This window comes from Burkholderia stagnalis (assembly GCF_902830275.1).
GTDB lineage: Bacteria > Pseudomonadota > Gammaproteobacteria > Burkholderiales > Burkholderiaceae > Burkholderia > Burkholderia stagnalis.
Map to the genome: position 1 here is coordinate 1 of NZ_CADESW010000028.1, position 21,721 is coordinate 21,721.

Annotated in this window: 17 protein-coding genes and 1 rRNA gene; 17 read left to right on the top strand and 1 reads right to left on the bottom strand. The window is 67.1% G+C overall.

Features of this window, described 5'->3' with window-relative positions; all coding sequences use genetic code 11:
• The first annotated feature begins 7 nt into the window (after positions 1-7).
• From rrf to HWY45_RS32395, 3 genes are all read left to right on the top strand, one after another.
• Positions 8-120: ribosomal RNA gene (gene rrf, locus HWY45_RS32385) — 5S ribosomal RNA — on the top strand.
• A gap of 322 nt (positions 121-442) precedes the next feature.
• The gene (locus HWY45_RS32390) at positions 443-2,518 is read left to right on the top strand and encodes a molybdopterin-containing oxidoreductase family protein (protein WP_059878662.1); all 2,076 of its coding nucleotides are present in this window, start codon (positions 443-445) and stop codon (positions 2,516-2,518) included.
• A gap of 134 nt (positions 2,519-2,652) precedes the next feature.
• The gene (locus tag HWY45_RS32395; RefSeq protein ID WP_059878665.1) at positions 2,653-4,326 is read left to right on the top strand and encodes a long-chain fatty acid--CoA ligase; all 1,674 of its coding nucleotides are present in this window, start codon (positions 2,653-2,655) and stop codon (positions 4,324-4,326) included.
• 180 nt (positions 4,327-4,506) lie between these two features.
• Here the strand turns inward: HWY45_RS32395 and HWY45_RS32400 are convergent, their stop codons facing one another.
• On the bottom strand, positions 4,507-5,667 hold the full coding sequence (locus HWY45_RS32400) for a porin (RefSeq protein WP_059878668.1): 1,161 nt from the start codon (positions 5,665-5,667) through the stop codon (positions 4,507-4,509).
• Between the two features lie 284 nt (positions 5,668-5,951).
• Between HWY45_RS32400 and coq7 the strand changes: the two genes are divergently transcribed.
• The 14 genes from coq7 to HWY45_RS32470 all read left to right on the top strand — a co-directional run bounded on the left by coq7 (position 5,952) and on the right by HWY45_RS32470 (position 21,698).
• Positions 5,952-6,578, top strand: a complete 627-nt coding sequence (gene coq7, locus HWY45_RS32405) for a 2-polyprenyl-3-methyl-6-methoxy-1,4-benzoquinone monooxygenase (protein ID WP_059564619.1) — start codon at positions 5,952-5,954, stop codon at positions 6,576-6,578.
• Between the two features lie 387 nt (positions 6,579-6,965).
• Complete coding sequence (gene mraZ, locus HWY45_RS32410; RefSeq protein ID WP_006400450.1) at positions 6,966-7,394, top strand: division/cell wall cluster transcriptional repressor MraZ; 429 nt, start codon at positions 6,966-6,968, stop codon at positions 7,392-7,394.
• A gap of 23 nt (positions 7,395-7,417) precedes the next feature.
• On the top strand, positions 7,418-8,359 hold the full coding sequence (gene rsmH / locus HWY45_RS32415; RefSeq protein ID WP_059878780.1) for a 16S rRNA (cytosine(1402)-N(4))-methyltransferase RsmH: 942 nt from the start codon (positions 7,418-7,420) through the stop codon (positions 8,357-8,359).
• Positions 8,356-8,700, top strand: coding sequence for a cell division protein FtsL (gene ftsL, locus HWY45_RS32420; protein WP_059878673.1), 345 nt, complete (start codon positions 8,356-8,358; stop codon positions 8,698-8,700). Before rsmH ends, ftsL begins: the two co-directional genes overlap by 4 nt.
• On the top strand, positions 8,697-10,544 hold the full coding sequence (locus HWY45_RS32425; protein WP_059878676.1) for a peptidoglycan D,D-transpeptidase FtsI family protein: 1,848 nt from the start codon (positions 8,697-8,699) through the stop codon (positions 10,542-10,544). Before ftsL ends, HWY45_RS32425 begins: the two co-directional genes overlap by 4 nt.
• On the top strand, positions 10,541-12,079 hold the full coding sequence (locus HWY45_RS32430; protein WP_059564598.1) for a UDP-N-acetylmuramoyl-L-alanyl-D-glutamate--2,6-diaminopimelate ligase: 1,539 nt from the start codon (positions 10,541-10,543) through the stop codon (positions 12,077-12,079). Before HWY45_RS32425 ends, HWY45_RS32430 begins: the two co-directional genes overlap by 4 nt.
• Positions 12,076-13,482: a UDP-N-acetylmuramoyl-tripeptide--D-alanyl-D-alanine ligase gene (locus HWY45_RS32435; protein ID WP_059878679.1), complete on the top strand. Its 1,407-nt coding sequence runs from the start codon at positions 12,076-12,078 to the stop codon at positions 13,480-13,482. The genes HWY45_RS32430 and HWY45_RS32435 overlap by 4 nt, the downstream gene beginning before the upstream one ends.
• Before the next feature lie 16 nt (positions 13,483-13,498).
• Positions 13,499-14,668 (top strand): phospho-N-acetylmuramoyl-pentapeptide-transferase, encoded by a 1,170-nt coding sequence (gene mraY / locus HWY45_RS32440; protein WP_017333461.1) that lies wholly within the window; start codon positions 13,499-13,501, stop codon positions 14,666-14,668.
• Positions 14,669-14,696: 28 nt separating this feature from the next.
• Positions 14,697-16,208, top strand: coding sequence for a UDP-N-acetylmuramoyl-L-alanine--D-glutamate ligase (gene murD / locus HWY45_RS32445; RefSeq protein WP_059878681.1), 1,512 nt, complete (start codon positions 14,697-14,699; stop codon positions 16,206-16,208).
• Positions 16,205-17,488: a putative lipid II flippase FtsW gene (ftsW, locus tag HWY45_RS32450; RefSeq protein WP_059809167.1), complete on the top strand. Its 1,284-nt coding sequence runs from the start codon at positions 16,205-16,207 to the stop codon at positions 17,486-17,488. The genes murD and ftsW overlap by 4 nt, the downstream gene beginning before the upstream one ends.
• Positions 17,485-18,588 (top strand): undecaprenyldiphospho-muramoylpentapeptide beta-N-acetylglucosaminyltransferase, encoded by a 1,104-nt coding sequence (murG, locus tag HWY45_RS32455; RefSeq protein ID WP_059878684.1) that lies wholly within the window; start codon positions 17,485-17,487, stop codon positions 18,586-18,588. Before ftsW ends, murG begins: the two co-directional genes overlap by 4 nt.
• The gene (gene murC / locus HWY45_RS32460) at positions 18,585-19,982 is read left to right on the top strand and encodes a UDP-N-acetylmuramate--L-alanine ligase (protein WP_059878686.1); all 1,398 of its coding nucleotides are present in this window, start codon (positions 18,585-18,587) and stop codon (positions 19,980-19,982) included. The genes murG and murC overlap by 4 nt, the downstream gene beginning before the upstream one ends.
• A 1-nt stretch (position 19,983) precedes the next feature.
• The gene (locus HWY45_RS32465; RefSeq protein ID WP_059564592.1) at positions 19,984-20,925 is read left to right on the top strand and encodes a D-alanine--D-alanine ligase; all 942 of its coding nucleotides are present in this window, start codon (positions 19,984-19,986) and stop codon (positions 20,923-20,925) included.
• 20 nt (positions 20,926-20,945) lie between these two features.
• A complete protein-coding gene (locus tag HWY45_RS32470) occupies positions 20,946-21,698 on the top strand; it encodes a cell division protein FtsQ/DivIB (RefSeq protein WP_059564591.1) in 753 nt (250 codons plus the stop codon).
• Positions 21,699-21,721 lie beyond the last annotated feature (23 nt).

The following is a 21,721-nucleotide window of genomic DNA, read 5'->3' on the forward strand; positions in this document are numbered from 1 at the left end:
CTCTTTGCCTGATGACCATAGCGAGTCGGTCCCACCCCTTCCCATCCCGAACAGGACCGTGAAACGACTCTACGCCGATGATAGTGCGGATTCCCGTGTGAAAGTAGGTAATCGTCAGGCTCCCTTAGCCAGAAACCCCTGCCTAACCGGCGGGGGTTTTTGCATTTGTGGCACGGAAATGCGCGCAGCGAACGGGGCACCTATCTGGGCGCACAGTCTTCTTCGAAAAAGCCCGGTGCGATCATCGTCAGACAAGGGGCGCCACCTCGATTCCTCGCAACTGCCGTTAGCGCAAACAGGCCGCTCAGCCTGAGCTCCCGCCCATCATCTCCATCCAGCCCACTCCGCTCGAAAGCGCCAGGCAATTTCTCGGCGCAAAATAGACGGTCGCCGCTCACCGTGGCCGTAAAATCTTCACATCCCCATATCCGCGTACAAAACAATGAACGCTCCCACCCAGTTCGCGCGAGCCGTATGCCCTCATGACTGTCCGGATACGTGCGCGATGCGCGTGACGGTCGAAAACGGCAAGGCGCTCAAGGTCTCCGGCGACCCCGATCATCCGCCGACACAGGGCGTGTTGTGCACCAAAGTCAGCCGCTACGCAGATCGGGTGCATCATCCGGATCGCCTGACCGTCCCGCTCAAGCGTATCGGCGCCAAAGGCGAAGGACGTTTTGCGCCGATCAGCTGGAACGAAGCATTCGATGAAATCGGCCGCCGTCTCGGCAACATTGCGAAGCGCGCGCCGGAGGCCATCGTGCCTTACAGCTACGCGGGAACGATGGGGCTCGTGCAGGGCGAAGGCATTGCGCAACGCTTCTTCCACAAGCTGGGCGCGTCGCGGCTCGAGCGTGCGATCTGCGCGGCCGCGGGCGCGGCCGGGCTGCGCTATACGTATGGCGGAAGTCTCGGGATGCATCTCGAGTACTTCGAGGAGAGCGAACTGATCCTGATCTGGGGCGCGAATCCGATTGCGTCGAGCCTGCATTTCTGGACGCGGGCCCAGGAGGCGAAACGACGCGGTGCGCATCTTGTCGCGATCGATCCTTATCGTTCGCTTACCGCGGAGAAATGCCACCAGCACATCGCATTGAAGCCCGGAACCGACGGCGCATTCGCGCTCGGCATGATGCATGTGCTGATCACCGAAAACCTGCTCGATCATGACTACATCGACCGCCACACGGTTGGATTCGATGCGCTCAAGGCGCGAGCGATGTCCTATTCGCCGGAACGGGTGGCGGAGATCTGCGGTATCGATGCAGCCGAACTGGTCGACCTCGCGCGCCGCTACGGCGCTACCCGCAAGGCGTCGATCCGGCTCAACTATGGCATGCAGCGCGTCCGCGGTGGCGGCAATGCGGTGCGCGCAATTGCCAGTTTGCCCGCGCTGACAGGGGCGTGGCGAGACCGGGCCGGCGGCTTGCTGCTGTCTTCGTCGGAATGGGCGCCGGTCAATCAGCCGGCGCTGCTGCGTCCCGACCTGATGCCGGGCTGGCCGCACAAGCTGCCGCGCGTAATCAACATGAACGCGATCGGGGACGCGCTGCTGCACCCCGGCGACGCATCGTTCGGACCCAAGGTCGAAGCGATGATCGTCTATAACTCGAACCCGGTTGCCGTCGCGCCCGATTCGTCGAAGGTGGCCGCCGGGTTCGCGCGCGAAGATCTGTTCGCTGTCGTTCTCGAGCATTTCAAGACAGATACCGTCGATTTCGCCGATATTGTGCTGCCGGCGACCACGCAGCTCGAGCATCTCGACGTTCACAAGTCGTACGGTCATACCTACGTGATGGCCAACCTGCCGGCGATTTCTCCGATAGGTGACACGCGGCCGAACACGGAGATTTTCCGGGGCATCGCGCGCAGCATGGGGCTCGACGAGCCGGCGCTTTACGAGAGCGATGAGGACGTCGCGCGCGCGGCGCTCCGGTGGGACGACCCGACGCTCGACAGTGACTGGGATACGCTGAAGCAGGCGGGGTGGGTCAAGCTCAAGCTGCCCGATGCACCGTTCGCGAACGGCGGCTTCCGCACGCCTTCGGGCAAATGCGAGTTCTACAGCTCGGTCCTGGCGGAGCTGGGCATGGATCCCGTCCCGGACTATCTGCCGCCATTCGAGTCGGCGGAGGCGGCGCCCGAGCTCGCGGTGCGATACCCGCTGGCGATGATCTCGCCGCCGGCCCGCAATTTCCTGAACAGCACGTTCGTCAACGTCGACAGCCTGCGCAATACGGAAGGCCAGCCGCATCTCGACATCCATCCCGACGACGCCGGCGCGCGCGGAATTGCCGACGGTGATCTCGTCCGCGTCTTCAACGATCGGGGTTCGATGCAGGCACGCGCACGGGTGACCGACCGCGCCCGCGCCGGACTCGTGGTCGGCTTGTCGATCTGGTGGAAGAAACTGTCGCCGGACGGCCGAAATGCGAACGAGGTGACGAGCCAGGCGCTGACCGATCTGGGCAATTCGGCGACGTTTTACGACTGCTTGGTCGAAGTAGCGAGAACTTGAGAAAAGATCGGTCAAGCGCCCGCTCACCCGCCGGAAGTTCGAAGGGGGTGTCTAACCCTGTTGTCTCAAGCCGGGCGAGCCGCTACGATGCGTTTCAGCACGATCATTCGAAAATCCGTGAGGAGACGCGCAGTATGGAAAAAATTTGGCTGAAATCGTACCCGCCCGGCGTTCCAGCCGAAATTGACGCGTCTCCATACCCCTCAGTCTCCAGCCTGCTCGAAGAGAGCTTCAGCCAGTACCGTGACCGGACCGCATTCGTCTGCATGGGCAAGGCAATCACGTATCGCGAACTCGACACGCTGTCGCGCCAGTTCGGCGCGTGGCTGCAGTCGCGCGGGCTGGCGCGGGGCGCCCGCGTCGCGATCATGATGCCGAACGTGCTGCAGTACCCGGTCGCGATCGCGGCGGTGCTGCGAGCCGGTTATACCGTCGTGAACGTCAATCCGCTGTATACGCCGCGCGAGCTCGAGCATCAGCTCAAGGACAGCGGCGCCGAAGCGATCGTCATTCTCGAGAATTTTGCGGCGACGCTGCAGTCCGTCATTGCGAATACCGCCGTTAAGCACGTGGTCGTCGCGTCGATGGGCGACCTGATGGGCCTCAAGGGCTGGCTCGTCAATTATGTGGTGCGCAACGTCAAGAAGATGGTGCCGGCCTGGCAGCTTCCGGCGTACACGCGCTTCAAGGCCGCGCTCGCCGAAGGCGCGCGGCAGACGTTCAAGCCGCAGCAGCTCGGCCCGAACGACGTCGCGTTCCTGCAGTACACGGGCGGCACGACCGGCGTCGCGAAGGGCGCGACGCTGCTGCACCGGAACATCGTCTCGAACGTGCTGCAGGCCGAAGCGTGGCACCACCCGGCACACGCGAAGTATCCGGACGTGAAGCAGTTCGTGACCGTGGTCGCGCTGCCGCTTTATCACGTGTTCGCGCTGACCGTCTGCGGTTTCCTGACGATGCGCACCGGCGGCATGGGGATCCTGATCCCGAACCCGCGCGATATCGCCGGCATGATCAAGGAACTGAAGGGATATCAGATCTCGACGATTCCCGCCGTCAACACGCTCTACAACGCGATGCTGAATCACCCGGATTTCGATCAGCTCGATCTTTCGAAACTGGTGATCGCGAACGGCGGCGGCATGGCGATCCAGGAAGGCGTCGCGAAGCGCTGGTATGAAAAGACCCGCACGGCGATCGTCGAGGGCTATGGCCTGTCCGAGACGTCGCCGGTCGCGACTTGCAACCCCGTGACGGCCACCGAGTACAGCGGCACGATCGGCTTGCCGCTGCCGTCGACCGAAGTGTCGATTCGAGACGACGCGGGCAACGAAGTCCCGCTCGGCGAGCCCGGCGAAATCTGCATCCGCGGGCCGCAGGTGATGGCCGGCTACTGGAATCGCCCGGAGGAAACCGCCAAGGTCATGTTCCCCGACGGCTTCTTCAAGACGGGCGACGTCGGCGTGATGGATGCGCGCGGCTACGTGAAGATCGTCGACCGGAAAAAGGACATGATCCTCGTGTCCGGCTTCAACGTGTATCCGAACGAGGTCGAGGACGTGGTGGCGTCGCACCCGGGCGTCTTCGAGGTGGCGGCGGTCGGCGTGCCGGACGAGCATTCCGGCGAGGCGGTGAAGCTGTTCGTCGTGAAGAAGGATCCGGCGTTGACCGACAAGGACATTCTCGCGTACTGCAAGGAGCGGCTCACCGGCTACAAGCGGCCGAAGTTCGTCGAATTCCGCACTGAATTGCCGAAGACGAACGTCGGCAAGATCCTGCGGCGCGAACTGCGTGACGGGCGTGCATGACGCGCTGACGGAATGAATCAAGCCCGGCTTCGGCCGGGCTTTTTCGTTTCTGGTCCTGGGATGGCGAGCGGCAGGGCGGGACGACAGGCCGCGGGCCGGCGTCGGCGCGACCGCCGCGCCGGAAAAGAAAAAGGCGCCCGAAGGCGCCTTCAAGATGTTGCGGCTTGTCAGGCAAGCTGGTTAGAACTTGTGACGGATGCCGACGCGAGCGGCCACCTGGTTGCTGGTGGACGACGGGTCGAGGCCGTTGATCGCTGCGGTTGCAGCGATCGGTTGATTCGTCTTGGGATCAAGCGTATTGCCCGATGCGTGCTGATACACGCCGATCACGTAGACGTCGGTGCGCTTCGACAGGAAGTAGTCGACCCCCACCGAGCCTTGGTGGTACTTCGCTGCCGATGCGTTGTCGATCTTGCTGCCCTGCGTGTAGTCGTATGCCGCGCCCAGGATCAGTGCCGGGGTCAGCTGATACTTGAAGTTGATTTCTCCGTTGTTGAACGTCGCGGTTTGGTTCGTGAACCCGCCGGCCGAGAAACCCTTGAACTTCGTGTTCGAGTATGTCGCACCGATCGTAGCCGCGCCGAACGTGTAGGCGCCGCCCGCACCGATAACCTGGTACGTGTTGGCGGTCGCTGCGTACGGACCGTAGACCGGCGTCGATGCAACAGACGTCGATGCGTTCGCGCCGTTGTTGAACATGCCGCCGAAGTTGCCCGGCGTACGCGCGTTCAGGTAGCCGACGCCGAGGACCAGCGGGCCGTTGTTGTAGCCGGCGCCGAGCGACCAGACCTGATTCTTCGCGAACTGGCCGGCTTGCCCGCCGAAGCTGTACACGCCGCCGAACGAGAAGCCGTTGTAGGTCGGGCTCGTGTACTTGATCGCGTTGTTCACACGGTACGCGTTGTTGAAGTTGTCGACGTCGCCCGGGTGCGCGGCGATGTAGCCGCCCCACTGGTCGCCTGCCTCGAGCGGGCCGACGAAGTCGACGACGGAGTCGTACTGGCGGCCCAGCGTGACCGTGCCGAAGCCGCTCGACAGGCCGACATATGCCTGACGGCCGAATTCGAGGCCGCCCTGGCCGAGTGCGCCGGTGTTCACGTTAAAGCCGTTTTCGAGCACGAAGACTGCCTTCAGGCCGCCGCCGAGGTCTTCCGCGCCGCGCAGGCCAAAGCGGCTGCCTTGCATCACACCGCTGGCCAGGCCGTACAGGTGCTTGCCCTTGGCGTTGTTGTTGAAGATGAAGCCTTCATCGATGATGCCGTAGAGCGTCACGGTGCTTTGCGCGTGGGCAGCGCCAGCGAACGCGCCCAGCGCGACGAGCGCGAGAAGCGACTTTTTCATTAACGGATCTCCAAGAAACACTGAATTTTTTGTTGCGGGGCAAATAGTTATGTTCTGCCGATGATCCCCGCCTCAACTTCGCGTGAAGTCCGACGTAATGTAGCAAAAGGACTTTTTGCCACAAAGCGAAACGCCCCCGCCCGAGGCCGCCATGTTTCCTTTATGCAACAATGGTTAAAATCACGGGTTAACCGCAATTTCCGCTGAAGAATCAAGTCGGTTACGTAGCGGACACGCGTTTTCGCCGCGTGTGGAAGCGCGAGCAAAGCAGCCAGGAGAACAGGATGGTGTTGGATGAACTGATCAGCGAATTCGACCGCGGCCTGCGGTCGCTGACGGGCGTAAGCCGCATGAGCCGCCCCGTGCCGGCGCCGGCCGAACCCCCGGCCGTCGAGCTGACGCCGGCGGAGCGCACGCATGCCGCCGGGCTCATGCGCGTGAATCATGTCGGCGAGATCTGCGCGCAGGCGCTGTATCAGGCGCAGAAGCTGACCGCCCGCACGTCGGGTGCCAAAGCGATGTTCGAGGAGGCCGCGCGCGAGGAAGAGGATCACCTCGCGTGGACCGCGCACCGGCTGAAGGAGCTCGATTCGCGCCCGAGCCTGCTCAACCCGCTGTGGTACGCGGGCGCGCTGGCGATCGGCGTCGCGGCCGGGACGCTCGGCGACAAGGTGAGCCTCGGCTTCATGGCCGAGACCGAACGCCAGGTCGAAAGCCATCTGGAAGGTCATCTGTCGGATTTGCCGGCGACCGATACCGCGTCGCGCGCGATCGTCGACCAGATGCGCATCGACGAGGTGAAACACGGCAAGGCCGCGACCGACGCGGGCGGCATCGAGCTGCCGCTGCCGGCGCGGATGTTGATGCGTGCGGCGTCGAAAGTCATGACGAGCACTGCGTACTATCTCTGACGAAATCCGTGGGGCGGCGAGGTTCGCCGCTCTGCCATCGAGCCTGCCGATACCGCCCGCTTTTTCCGCGTTTTCCCGCCCCCGAAAGCCCCGTCCGCACGCCCATCTGGCCAGCCTTGTTCACGTATCACCTTCACAAGTTGCACTAGCTCATTCATTTATAACGGTTTTTAGAATAAGGGGGCGCATGAGCATGTGCGCGTAAGTCCTTGTTCTAACTAACAAAATTCGTCAAAAAACCGGGCCGCTCCCTTGACCGTGCTACACCCTTCCTCTAAAGTGGGAGACAGTGTGAGAAAGTGTATTTTTGTGTGATTTGGCGGGCTATTCGGGCTAAATTCTCAGCACTGAGCGGGTGCTTCGGTGCCCTGAACGGGAGAGCGGAAAGTGTTCCAAGGGGCGTCGGCGCTGACGCTCGATGCGAAAGGGCGGATGTCGGTGCCGGCTCGCTATCGCGAAGCGCTGCAAGGACAGGCAGAAGGACGGGTGACTGTGACCAAGCACCCGGACGGCTGCCTGTTGCTGTTTCCGCGCCCCGAATGGGAAGTGTTCCGCGCCAAGATCGCCGCGCTGCCGATGGATGCGCACTGGTGGCGGCGGATTTTTCTCGGCAATGCGATGGATGTCGATCTCGACAGCGCGGGCCGGATTCTCGTATCGCCCGAGCTGCGCATGGCGGCCGGGCTGGAAAAGGAAGTCATGTTGTTGGGAATGGGTAGTCACTTCGAGCTGTGGGATTCGCAGACCTACATCGCGAAGGAGCAGGCAGCGATGGCGCAGGGCATGCCCGACGCGCTGAAGAATTTCACGTTCTGATTGCGGTGACGGAGACGCCCGCGATGGGAAATGAATTGCAGCATCGGACGGTGCTGTTGGACGAAGCGGTCGATGCGCTCGTGACGCGGCCGGACGGAACCTACGTCGACGGCACGTTCGGGCGGGGCGGTCACAGCCGCGCGGTGCTCGCGCGGCTCGGGGCGGCCGGCCGGCTGATCGCGTTCGACAAGGATCCGCGTGCGATCGAGACGGCGCAGGGCATCGAGGATGCGCGCTTCTCGATCGTGCATGACAGCTTTGCGTCGATGCAGGGCGCGCTGGCGGCGCGCGGTGTCGAGAAGGTGTCGGGTGTGTTGCTGGACCTGGGCGTGTCCTCGCCGCAGGTGGACGATCCGCAGCGGGGCTTCAGCTTCCGCGCGGACGGCCCGCTGGACATGCGCATGGATCCGACGCGTGGCGAGTCGGCGGCCGAATGGCTCGCGCGGGCGTCGCTGCAGGAACTGACGGAGGTGATACGGGATTATGGGGAAGAACGGTTTGCTTTTCAGATTGCAAAGGCGCTTGTTGCTCGCCGGGCAGAGTCCGACCGTCTTGGGCCTCTCGACACCACGGGCGAGCTTGCCCAAATCGTGGGTCACGTCGTCAAAACCCGTGAGAAGGGCAAGGATCCGGCAACCCGCACCTTTCAGGCTATACGGATTCACGTCAATCAAGAGCTTGCGGACCTGCAAGTCGTACTAGACGCGGCATTGTCGTTGCTGGAGCAAGGGGGGCGGCTGGTGGTCATCAGCTTTCATTCACTCGAGGACCGGATCGTCAAGCGATTCATGCAGGCGCACGCCAGTGCGCCGGCGGTCGATCGTCGCCTGCCGATCCGCGCCGTCGACCTCCCGAGCCCCCCGTTGAAGGTGATCGGCCGCAAATTCCCGAGCGATGCGGAAGTGGCCGCGAACCCGCGCGCCCGCTCGGCCGTGATGCGCATTGCGGAGCGCGTCGCGCCATGAGCCGCTTCAATATCTTCCTTCTGATCATCGTGATGGGCTGCGCGCTGTCGGTCGTCAATTCGACGAACCAGCAGCGCCAGTTTTTCATCCAGCTTCAGCGCGCGCAGTCGCAGGAGCGCCAGCTCCAGCAGGACTACGCGCAGCTTCAGTATCAGCAGAGCGCGCTGTCGAAGACGTCGCGCATCGAGCAGCTCGCGAACGATTCGCTGAAGATGCAGTCGATCACGACCGGCCGCACGCAGTACCTGACGCTGCAGCCGGGCGCCGCGAACGCGATCGACGCGCCGATCCCGGCATCGGCGGATGCGGCCGCGGGCAAGGCCAGGGGGAGCGCGCGATGAAGCCGTCGCAGAAGCGCCAGAACGTGAAGTTCGCGTCGAGCCCGGTGCTGTCGGTGCACCTGCCGATGTGGCGCTCCAAGCTCGTCGTGTTCCTGCTGTTCATGGCGTTCGTCGCGCTCGCCGCGCGCGCGTTCTGGATCCAGGGGCCCGGCAACGGTTTCTATCAGAAGCAGGGCGAAAGCCGCTACCAGCGCACGATCGAGCTGCCGGCGACGCGCGGCAAGATCCTCGACCGCAACGGCCTCGTGCTCGCGACGAGCCTGCCGGTGCGCGCGATCTGGGCGATTCCGGACGCCGTGCCGGACGATCTCGGCGCGGACAAGGTCAACCGGCTCGGCACGCTGCTCGGCATGACGCAGAAGGAGCTGCGCGCGAAGCTGTCGGAAGACAAGGGTTTCGTCTACGTGAAGCGCCAGGTGCCGACCGACATCGCGGACAAGGTCGCGGCGCTCGACATCCCGGGTGTGTACCAGCGCAACGAATACAAGCGCTTCTATCCGGAAGGCGAGATCACCGCGCACCTGATCGGCTTCACGAACGTCGAGGACGAGGGCCAGGAAGGCGTCGAGCTGGGCGACCAGAAGCTGCTGTCCGGCACGTCGGGCGTGCGCCGCGTCATCAAGGACCGGCTCGGCCACATCGTCGAGGACGTCGCCGAGCAACTGCCGCCGCACAACGGCACCGACGTCGACCTGTCGATCGACAGCAAGATCCAGTACATCGCGTACGCGAACCTGAAATCCGCGGTCGAGAAGTTCAAGGCGAAGGCGGGGGCGGCGATGGTCGTCGACGTGCGTACCGGCGAGGTGCTCGCGCTCGTCAACTATCCGACGTACAACCCGAACGACCGCTCGCACCTGACCGGCGAGCAGCTGCGCAACCGGATCCTGACCGACGTGTTCGAGCCGGGCTCGATCATGAAGCCGTTTACGGTGTCGCTCGCGCTCGACCTGCATCGCGTGACGCCGAACACGCTCGTCGAAACGGGCGGCGGCCGCTTCGTGCTGGACGGCGCACCGATTACCGACGACGCGGGCTTCGGCACGCTGACCGTCGGCGGCGTGATCCAGAAATCGAGCAACATCGGCGCGACGAAGATCGCGATGACGATGAAGCCCGAGGAAATGTGGAATATGTATACGAGCATCGGGCTCGGCCAGGCGCCGAAGGTCGGCTTCCCGGGGGCGGCGGCCGGCCGCCTGCGGCCGTGGAAGAACTGGCGCCGGATCGAGCAGGCGACGATGTCGTACGGCTACGGCCTGTCCGCGTCGCTGTTCCAGCTCGCGCGCGCGTACACCGCGATCGCGCACGACGGCGAGCTGATGCCGGTGACGATCTTCAAGACCGACACCGCGCAGCCGGTCACGGGGCCGCAGATCTTCGCGCCGTCCACCGCGCGCCAGGTGCGCGCGATGCTCGAGACCGTCGTCGCGCCGGGCGGCACGTCGCCGGACGCCGCCGTGCCGGGCTACCGCGTCGGCGGCAAGAGCGGTACCGCGTACAAGCACGAAGGCCACGGCTACACCCGCAAGTACCGGGCATCGTTCGTCGGCATGGCGCCGATGCCGAATCCGCGCATCGTGGTCGCCGTGTCGGTCGACGAGCCGACGGCCGGCAGCCACTTCGGCGGGCAGGTGTCGGGGCCGGTGTTCTCGACGATCGCGGGCGATGCGCTGCGCGCGCTGAACGTACCGCCGAACATGCCGGTCAAGCAGCTGGTGGTGTCCGACGATACGGCCCCCGCGCCGGCCGCGGGCGGGCCGCAAAAGCTTGCCGCGGGCGCGGGAGCGAAGCATATGATCGTGTCCAGTACGACACGCAATTCTCCTGGAGTGATTCGATGAGCGCCGCTCGCAGTTCCCATCCGGCGCACCAGCAAATCGCAGCCGCGCTTGCGTGGCTGCGTCAGCATGTGGCCCCCGCGGCGCAATTGCATGCGGATACGCGCAGCCTGAAGGCCGGCGACGTGTTCCTCGCGTACGCGGTCGACGGGGCAGACAATCGCGCTTTCATTCCCGACGCCGTCGCAGGCGGCGCGGCCGCCGTGCTGTATCAGCCGGACGGCCTCGCCGCGGCGCCGGCCGCGCCGCTCGCGCTCGCGGTGCCGGCGCTGAACGAGCTCGCCGGCGACATCGCCAGCGGCTGGTATGGCGACCCGAGCGACAGCCTGCTCACGGTGGGTGTCACGGGCACCAACGGCAAGACGTCGTGCACGCACTGGATCGCCGCCGCGCTGACCGCGCTGCATCAGCCGTGCGCGCTGATCGGCACGCTCGGCAGCGGGATGCCGGGCCACCTCGTGCCGACCGGCTTCACGACGCCCGACGCGCCGCAGCTGCAGCGCAGCCTCGCGCAACTGCGCGACGCGGGCGCGAAGGCGGTGGCGATGGAGGTGTCGTCGCACGCGCTGCATCAGGGGCGCGTGAACGGCACCGCGTTCGACATCGCGGTGTTTACGAACCTCACGCAGGATCACCTCGACTATCACGGCACGTTCGACGCATACGAAGCCGCGAAGGCGAAGCTGTTCGCATGGCGCGGGCTGCGCGCCGCGGTCGTCAATCGCGACGATCCGGCGGGCCGCCGCGTGCTCGAAAAGCTGGCCGGGCGCGTGCGCACGATTGCATACGGAATCGGCGATGCACCGGCGGCTGGCGCCGATCGCGACCTGACGGCGCACGACGTGCGCGCGACCGCGACCGGCACCGCGTTCCGCCTGCGATCGTCGTGGGGCGACGCGGACGTCGAAGTCGGCACGCTCGGCACCTTCAACATCAGCAACCTGCTCGCGGTGCTCGGCACGCTGCTCGCGGCCGACGTGCCGTTCGATGCGGCGCTGGCCGAGATCGCGCGGCTCGAGTCGGTCAACGGCCGGATGCAGCGCCTCGGCGGCCGCCTGCAGAACGACGAGCCGCTCGTCGTGATCGACTACGCGCATACGCCCGACGCGCTCGAGAAGACGCTCGACGCGCTGCGCCCGATCGCCGCCGCGCGCGGCGGCGCGCTCGTCTGCATGTTCGGCTGCGGCGGCGACCGCGACGCGACCAAGCGCCCGCTGATGGGGGCGATTGCCGAGCGGCTGGCCGACGAGGTGGTCGTCACGAGCGACAACCCGCGCAGCGAGGATCCGCAGCACATCATCGACCAGGTCGTCGCCGGCATGCGCGCGCCCGGCAACGCGCGCCGCATCGAGGACCGCGCGAGCGCGATCCTGCAGGCGGTGCGCGGCGCGGCGCGCGAGGACGTCGTCGTGCTGGCCGGCAAGGGGCACGAGGCAACGCAGGAAATCATGGGCAAGAAGCGCACATTCTCCGACCAGGACCACGCGCGGCTTGCGCTCGCAGCGCGCGCGACGCACGGCAAGGGAGGTGGCGAATGACGATGCTGAGCCTTGGTGAAGCCGCGCGCCTGATTCCCGGCGCGACCGTCAGGGGCGACGCGGGCGTGACGTTCGAGCGCGTGTCGACGGACAGCCGCACGGCGGGCCCGGGCGACCTGTTCGTCGCGCTGAAAGGGGAGCGCTTCGACGCGCACGATTTCCTCGGCGACGTCGCGGCGCGCGGCGCGGCCGCGGCGCTCGTCGCGCACACGCCGGCGGGCCTCGCGATGCCGACGATCGAGGGCGGCGAAACACGGGCCGCGCTCGGTGCCCTTGCACACGGCTGGCGCAAACGATTCGCGTTGCCGGTGGTCGCGGTGACGGGCAGCAACGGCAAGACGACCGTCAAGGAAATGATCGCGTCGATCTTCGCCGCCGCGGCAGGCGTGCAGGCGCGGCTCGCGACGGCCGGCAACCTCAACAACGACGTCGGCCTGCCGTTGACGCTGCTGCGCCTGAACGCTTCGCACCGGCTGGCGGTGATCGAGCTCGGGATGAATCACCCGGGCGAGACGGACGTGCTCGCGCGCATCACGGCGCCGACGGTCGCGCTCGTCAACAACGCGCAGCGCGAGCACCAGGAATTCATGGCGACGGTCGAAGCCGTCGCGCTCGAACATGCGGCCGTGATCCATGCGCTGGCGCCGGACGGCGTCGCGGTGTTCCCGGCCGACGACGCGTATGCGGGCATCTGGCGCGTCGCGGCGACCGGCAACCCGATCGTCGACTTCGCGTTGCACGACGGCGAGCGGCAGGCCGCGGCGCAGGTGACGGGCCGGCTGCACGGCGGCGAGCTCGCGATCGACACGCCGGCCGGGCCGATCGCGGTGCGGCTGCGCGCGCTCGGCGAGCACAACGCGCGCAACGCGCTCGCGGCAACGGCCGCGGCGCTGGCGGCGGGCGTCGAGCCCGCGGCGATCAAGCAGGGCCTGGAGGCATTCGAGCCCGTCAAGGGTCGCCTGCAGGTCCGGCAGGCGAGCGTCGGCAGCCTCGCAGGCGCGACGGTCGTCGACGATACCTACAACGCGAACCCCGATTCGATGCGCGCGGCGATCGACGTGCTCGCGTCGCAGCCGGCGCCGCGCGTGCTGGTGATCGGCGACATGGGCGAGGTCGGCGACGAGGGCCCGGCGTTCCACCGCGAGGTGGGCGCGTATGCGCGCGAGCGCGGCATCGATGCGCTGTTCGCGCTCGGCGACGCGTCGCGCGACGCATGCTCGGCATACGGCGACGCGGCCCGCCATTTCGGCGACGTCGACGCGCTGGTTGTCGCGCTGCAGGCGGCGGGCTACGGCGCGCAGGCGACGGTGCTCGTGAAGGGATCGCGGTACATGAAGATGGAGCGCGTGGTCGACGCGCTGACGAACCAACCCGCGGCGGGCACGGCGCCCGCCGCACACTGAGTAGAAGGAAGGAAGCATGCTGCTGGCGCTGGCGCAATGGCTGCAGGGCGACGCAAGCTTTTTGCGCTTGTTCACGTACCTCACGTTCCGTGCGGTGATGGCCACCATCACCGCGCTCGGGATCGGGCTCGTGTGCGGACCGTGGGTGATCCGCAAGCTGACCGCGATGAAGGTCGGGCAGGCCGTGCGCAAGGACGGCCCGCAGACCCACCTCGTCAAGTCCGGCACGCCGACGATGGGCGGCGTGCTGATCCTGATCGGCATCGCGGTCGCGACGCTGCTGTGGGGCGACCTGACGAACCGCTTCATCTGGATCGTGATGCTCGTCACGTTCGGCTTCGGCGTGATCGGCTGGGTCGACGACTACCGCAAGGTCGTCCACAAGGACCCGCGCGGGATGTCGTCGCGCGAGAAGTATTTCTGGCAGTCGGTGATCGGCCTGTTCGCAGCCGTCTACCTCGCATTCAGCGTGTCCGAGGCGAACAACGTGCGCGTGTTCGACCTGTTCATGGCGTGGGTGCGGAGCGGCCTGTCGATGGGGCTTCCGGCGCGTGCCGACCTGATGCTGCCGTTCCTGAAGTCGATCAGCTACCCGCTCGGCGTATGGGGCTTCATCGTGCTGACCTACTTCGTGATCGTCGGCGCGAGCAACGCGGTGAACCTGACCGACGGCCTCGACGGCCTCGTGATCATGCCGGTCGTGCTGGTCGGCGCATCGCTGGGCGTGTTCGCGTACGTGATGGGCAGCGCGGTCTACTCGAAATACCTGCTGTTCCCGCACATCCCGGGCGCGGGCGAGCTGCTGATCTTCTGTTCCGCGATGGGCGGGGCAGGGCTCGCGTTCCTCTGGTACAACACGCACCCCGCGCAGGTGTTCATGGGCGACGTCGGCGCGCTGGCGCTCGGCGGCGCGCTCGGCACGGTCGCGGTGATCGTGCGCCAGGAAATCGTGCTGTTCATCATGGGCGGCATCTTCGTCGCGGAAACGCTGTCGGTGATGCTGCAGGTTTCGTGGTTCAAGTACACGAAGAAGCGCTACGGCGAAGGGCGGCGCCTGCTGAAGATGGCGCCGCTGCATCACCATTTCGAATTGTCCGGCTGGAAGGAAACGCAGGTGGTCGTGCGTTTCTGGATCATCACGCTGATGCTGTGCCTGTTCGGTCTGACCACCCTCAAGCTGCGGTAAAGGAAAGGTAACAAGGATGTCTGGCGAGATGTTTGGAGATCGGCAACGGCCGATGGTGCTGGTGCTGGGGCTCGGCGAATCGGGCCTCGCGATCGCGCGGTGGTGCGCGAGGCACGGGTGCCGCCTGCGTATTGCCGATACCCGCGAGGCGCCGCCGAACCTTGCCGCGCTGCAGGCCGAAGGCATCGATGCGGAATTCGTCGGCGGGCCGTTCACGCCCGCGCTGCTCGACGGCGGCGTCGAGATCGTCGGGCTGAGCCCCGGCCTGTCGCCGCTCGAGCCGGCGCTCGCGGCGCTGATCGCGGCGGCCGGCGAGCGCGGCGTCGCGGTGTGGGGCGAGCTGGAGTTCTTCGCGCAGGCGCTGCGCGCGCTCGGCGCGAGCGGCTATCAGCCGAAGGTGCTGGCGATCACGGGCACCAACGGCAAGACCACGACGACGAGCCTCACCGGCCTGTTGTGCGAGCGCGCGGGCAAGAAGGTCGGCGTGGCGGGCAACATCAGCCCGGCGATGCTCGACCGGCTTGCGGCCGCGATCGACGCCACCGCGCTGCCGGACGTCTGGGTGCTCGAACTGTCGAGCTTCCAGCTCGAGACTGCACGCACCTTCGCGCCGGACGCGGCCGCGATCCTCAACATCACGCAGGACCACCTCGACTGGCACGGCAGCTTCGACGCGTATGCGGTGGCCAAGGGCCGGATCTTCGGCGCGACGACCACGCGCGTGCTGAACCGCGACGACGCGGCGGTGATGAAGTTCGCGCCGGCCGCGGGCGCGGCCGATGCGGCGCGCACGGTCACGTTCGGGCTGAACGAGCCGGCGCACGAGGGCGATTACGGGCTGTCGCGCGACAACGGCATCGCATGGCTCGTCGAGGCGATCGATCGCGATGCGACCGACGAGCCGGCGACGGGCCGCCGCCGCAAGCGGGAAGCGGCGCACACGCCGGACATCGCGCAGAAGCGCCTGATGCCGGCCGACGCGCTGCGCATCCGCGGCCTGCACAACGCGGCGAACGCGCTCGCCGCATTCGCGCTCGCGCGCGCGATCGACCTGCCGGCCGCGCCGCTGCTGCATGCGCTGCGCGAATACCGCGGCGAGGCGCACCGCGTCGAGCTGATCGCGACGCTCGACGACGTCGACTACGTCGACGACAGCAAGGGCACGAACGTCGGCGCGACGGTTGCGGCGCTCGACGGTCTCGCGCAGCGGATCGTGCTGATCGCCGGCGGCGACGGCAAGGGTCAGGATTTCACGCCGCTCGCGGCGCCGGTCGCGCGCTGGTGCCGCGCGGTGCTGCTGATCGGCCGCGACGCGCCGGCGATTCGCGACGCGCTCGCGGAAACGGGCGTGCCGCTCGCCGATCATGCGACGCTCGAAGAAGCGGTGCGCGCGGCCGGCAGCCTCGCGGAGCCGGGCGACGCGGTGCTGCTGTCGCCTGCCTGCGCGAGCTTCGACATGTTCAAGAGCTATGCCCATCGCGCGGACGTGTTCCGTCGCGCGGTGGACGATCTCGCCCTCGATAAAGGAGCGACGCCATGAGCTGGTCGGATCGCCTTGCCTCCCGTTTCACCGGTCAGCGCGACGCCGGCGGCAATGCCGCCGGCGGCCGCGTCGCGTCGGCCACGCGGGCCGCGACGGGCGGGCTCGCGAGCGTCGTCAACGGCGTGCGGCCGAGCCGCTCGCGGATGCTCGACTTCGACTACTCGCTGCTGTGGGTCGCGATCGCGCTGATCGGGCTCGGCGTCGTGATGGTGTATTCGGCGTCGATCGCGATGCCGGATTCGCCGAAATACGCGTCGTATCGCGATTACGCGTTCCTGCTGCGCCACTGCGTGTCGCTCGTCGTCGCGTTCGTCGCGGCGGTGATCGCGTTCCGCGTGCCGGTGTCGACGTGGGACAAGTACGCGCCGCATCTCTTCCTGATTGCGCTGGTCAGCCTCGTGATCGTGCTGATCCCGCACGTCGGCAAGGGCGTGAACGGCGCGCGCCGCTGGATCCCGCTCGGCATCACGAACATGCAGCCGTCGGAAGTCATGAAGCTCGCGGTGACGATCTACGCGGCGAACTACACGGTGCGCAAGCAGGAATACATGCAGAGCTTCGCGAAGGGCTTCCTGCCGATGGCCTGCGCGGTCGGCCTCGTCGGCGCGCTGCTGCTGCTCGAGCCGGACATGGGCGCGTTCATGGTGATCGCCGCGATCGCGATGGGCGTGCTGTTCCTCGGCGGCGTGAACGGCAAGCTGTTCGGCGGCCTCGTCGCGACGGCGGTCGGCACGTTCACGATGCTCGTCTGGCTGTCGCCGTGGCGTCGCGAGCGGATCTTCGCGTATCTCGACCCGTGGGACGAGCGCTACGCGCAGGGCAAGGCCTACCAGCTCACGCACTCGCTGATCGCGTTCGGCCGCGGCGAATGGTTCGGCGTCGGCCTCGGCGGCAGCGTCGAGAAGCTGAACTACCTGCCGGAAGCGCATACCGACTTCATCCTCGCGGTGATCGGCGAGGAACTCGGCTTCGTCGGCGTGATGGTCGTGATCCTGCTGTTCTACTGGATCGTGCGCCGCGCGTTCGAGATCGGCCGCCAGGCGCTCGCGCTCGACCGCACGTTCGCCGGCCTGACCGCGAAGGGCGTCGGCATCTGGTTCGGCGCGCAGGCGTTCATCAACATGGGCGTGAACCTCGGCCTGTTGCCGACCAAGGGCCTGACGCTGCCGCTCGTGAGCTACGGCGGCTCGGGCATCCTGCTGAACTGCGTCGCGCTCGCGGTGCTGCTGCGGGTCGATTACGAGAACCGGGTGCTGATGCGCGGAGGGAAGGTATGACCGCGGCACGGCGCACGTTGATGGTGATGGCAGGCGGCACCGGGGGCCACGTGTTCCCGGGGCTCGCGGTCGCGCACCGGATGGAAGCGGCGGGCTGGCGCGTCGTGTGGCTCGGCAATCCGGCCGGGATGGAAGCGACGCTCGTGCCGAAGCACGGCATCCCGATGGAGTACGTGCGGTTCGGCGGCGTGCGCGGCAAGGGGCTGAAGACCAAGCTGCAGCTGCCGTTCAACCTGCTGCGCGCCTGCTGGCAGAGCCTCGGCGCGCTGCGCCGGGTGCGGCCGGACGTGGTGCTCGGGATGGGCGGCTACATCACGTTCCCGGCGGGCGTGATGACGGCGCTGTCCGGCCGTCCGCTCGTGCTGCACGAACAGAATTCGATCGCGGGCCTCGCGAACAAGGTGCTTGCGAAGCTCGCGAAGCGCGTGCTCGTCGCGTTCCCGGACGCGCTGCCGCACGCCGAATGGACCGGCAACCCGATTCGCGCGGAACTTGCACGCACGGCGCCGCCCCAGGCACGCTATGCGGCGCGCAGCGGGCCGCTGAACGTGCTGGTCGTCGGCGGCAGCCTCGGCGCCGCCGCGCTGAACGAAGTCGTGCCGCGCGCGCTGGCGCAACTGGCGCCCGGCGAGCGGCCGCGCATCGTGCATCAGGCGGGCGCGAAGCACATCGAAGCGCTGAAGGCGAACTACGACGCGGCCGGTTTCGTGGCGGGCGACGACGTGCGGCTCGTGCCGTTCATCGACGACATGGCGGCCGCCTATGCGGCGGCGGATCTCGTGATCTGCCGCTCGGGCGCGATGACCGTATCGGAAATCGCCGCGGTGGGCGTGGCGGCGCTGTTCGTGCCGTTCCCGTACGCGGTCGACGACCACCAGACGACCAACGCCGCCTTCCTCGCCGAGGCGGGCGCGGCGGTCCTGGTGCAACAACGCGACCTGTCGGCCGAGTTGCTCGCCGACTGGCTGCGCAGCCAGTCGCGGGCGTCGCTCGCGGACATGGCGGAGCGTTCGCGCTCGCTGGCGAAGCCGGATGCCACCGATGAAGTCGCGCGGGTCTGCGCGAAGGTGGCCGGTGCGAACCTGGAACAACTGCAATGAAACACATCGTCAAACACATCCATTTCGTCGGGATCGGCGGTGCCGGCATGAGCGGCATCGCGGAAGTGCTCGTCAATCTCGGCTACCAGGTCAGCGGCTCGGACCTGTCGCGCAATGCGGTGACGGATCGCCTCGAGGCGCTCGGCGCGCGCATCGCGATCGGCCACGACGCGGCGAACATCGAGGGCGCGAACGCGGTCGTCGTATCGACGGCCGTGCGCTCGGACAACCCGGAAGTGCTGGCCGCGCGCGCGAAGCGCGTGCCGATCGTGCAGCGCGCGGTGATGCTCGCCGAGCTGATGCGCCTGAAGCAGGGCATCGCGATCGCCGGCACGCACGGCAAGACCACGACCACCAGCCTCGTCGCGAGCGTGCTCGCCGCGGGCGGCCTCGACCCGACCTTCGTGATCGGCGGGCGGCTGATCAGCGCCGGCGCGAACGCGCGGCTCGGCACGGGCGACTTCATCGTCGCCGAGGCCGACGAGTCGGACGCGTCGTTCCTGAACCTGTATCCGGTGATCGAAGTCATCACGAACATCGACGCCGACCACATGGACACCTACGGCCACGATTTCGCGCGGCTCAAGCAGGCGTTCATCGAATTCACGCAGCGCCTGCCGTTCTACGGCAGCGCGGTCGTGTGCGTCGACGATCCGAACGTGCGGCAGATCATCCCGTTCATCTCGAAGCCGGTGGTGCGCTACGGGCTGTCGCCGGACGCGCAGGTGCGCGCGGAAGACATCGACGCGCGCGACGGCCGCATGCATTTCACGGTGATCCGCGAAGGGCGCGCGCCGCTCGCGGTCGTGCTGAACCTGCCGGGCCTGCACAACGTGCAGAACGCGCTCGCAGCGATCGCGATCGCGACGGATCTCGGCGTGGCGGACGACGCGATCCAGCAGGCGCTCGCGGAATTCAACGGCGTGGGCCGGCGCTTCCAGCGCTACGGCGAGGTGCCGGCGGCGGACGGCGGCGCCTACACGCTGATCGACGACTACGGCCATCACCCGGTCGAGATGGCGGCGACGATCGCGGCCGCGCGCGGCGCGTTCCCGGGCCGCCGCCTCGTGCTGGCGTTCCAGCCGCACCGCTACACGCGCACGCGCGACTGCTTCGACGATTTCGTCAACGTGCTGTCGACGGTCGATGCGCTGGTGCTGACCGAGGTCTACGCGGCGGGCGAGGCGGCGATCACGACCGCCAACGGCGATGCGCTGTCGCGCGCGCTGCGCACGGTGGGCAAGGTCGACCCGGTGTTCGTCGCGACGGTCGACGACGTGCCGGACGCATTGACGAAGGTCGCCCGCAACGGCGACGTGGTGATCACGATGGGTGCGGGCTCGATCGGCGGCGTGCCGGCGAAGCTCGCGCAGCACACACAACAGAAGGCATGACATGAGCGGGATCGATCCGAAACGTTTCGGCAAGGTGGCGGTGTTGTTCGGCGGCGAGTCCGCGGAGCGTGAGGTGTCGCTCACGTCGGGCCGGCTCGTGCTGCAGGGCCTGCGCGACGCAGGCGTCGACGCGCATCCGTTCGACCCGGCCGAGCGGCCGCTGTCGGCGCTGAAGGAAGAGGGCTTCGAGCGCGCGTTCAACGCGCTGCACGGCGGCTACGGCGAGAACGGCCAGATCCAGGGCGCGCTCGATTTCTACGGAATCCGCTACACGGGCAGCGGCGTGCTGGGCTCGGCGCTCGGCCTCGACAAGTTCCGCACGAAGCTCGTGTGGCAGCAGACGGGCGTGCCGACGCCGCCGTTCGAGACGGTGCTGCGCGGCGACGATTACGCGGCGAGCGCGGCGCAGATCGTCGCGAAGCTCGGCCTGCCGCTGTTCGTGAAGCCGGCGAGCGAGGGGTCGAGCGTCGCGGTGCTGAAGGTGAAGACGGCCGACGCGCTGCCGGCCGCGCTCGCGGAAGCGGCGGCGCACGACAAGATCGTGATCGTCGAGAAGAGCATCGAGGGCGGCGGCGAATACACCGCGTGCATCGCCGCGGATCTCGACCTGCCGCTGATCAAGATCGTGCCGGCCGGCGAGTTCTACGACTACCACGCGAAGTACGTCGCCGACGATACACAGTACCTGATCCCGTGCGGCCTGCCCGCCGGCCAGGAAGCGGAACTGAAGCGCCTCGCGCGCCGCGCGTTCGACGTGCTGGGCTGCACCGACTGGGGCCGCGCGGATTTCATGCTCGACGCCGACGGCAACGCGTACTTCCTGGAAGTGAACACGGCGCCCGGCATGACCGATCACTCGCTGCCGCCGAAAGCGGCGCGCGCGATCGGCATCAGCTATTCGGAGCTGGTGGTGAAAGTGCTGTCGCTCACGCTCAACGACTGAAGCAGGAACGGAACGACGTCATGTGGAACAACGTTCGCCAACTCAACCTTGCCGCCAGCGCGCTGTACGCGCTGCTGCTGCTCGTGTTGGCGGCGGCCGGCTGCTACTGGCTGATCCAGCGTCCGACGTTCGCGCTGCGCGCGATCCAGATCGACGGCGACACCGACCACATCAACGCGCCGACCGTGCGCGCGGGCGTGGTCGGCCGGCTGAAGGGCAATTTCTTCACCGTCGATCTCGATACGGCGCGGGTCGCGTTCGAGCAGATGCCGTGGGTGCGCCACGCGAGCGTGCGCCGGGTGTGGCCGAATGCGCTGGCTGTCACGCTCGAGGAGTACAAACCGCTCGGGACGTGGGGCAGCAACCAGCTGGTGAGCGTCGACGGCGAGCTGTTCACCGCGAACCAGGGCGAGCTCGACGCGGAACTGCCCGCGTTCGACGGGCCGGAAGGCAGCGCGAAGGAAGTCGTCGCGCGGTATCGCGACTTCTCGAAGTGGTTCGCGCCGCTGAAGGCGGCGCCGGAGGAAGTGACGCTGTCGGCACGCTATGCATGGACGGTGAAGCTGTCGAACGGGATGCAGGTGGAGCTGGGCAAGGAGCGCAACAGCGAAACCCTGCACGACCGGAGCCAGCGTCTCGTTGCCGCATGGCCTGCCGTCACCGAACGCTGGGGCAACGACATCGAGTACGCGGACCTGCGCTATCCGAACGGATTCGCGATCCGCGCGGCGGGCATGCGGTTCCTGACCGATACCGACAAGCGCAAGAAGTAACGAGAGATCACACGCAAGAGCAC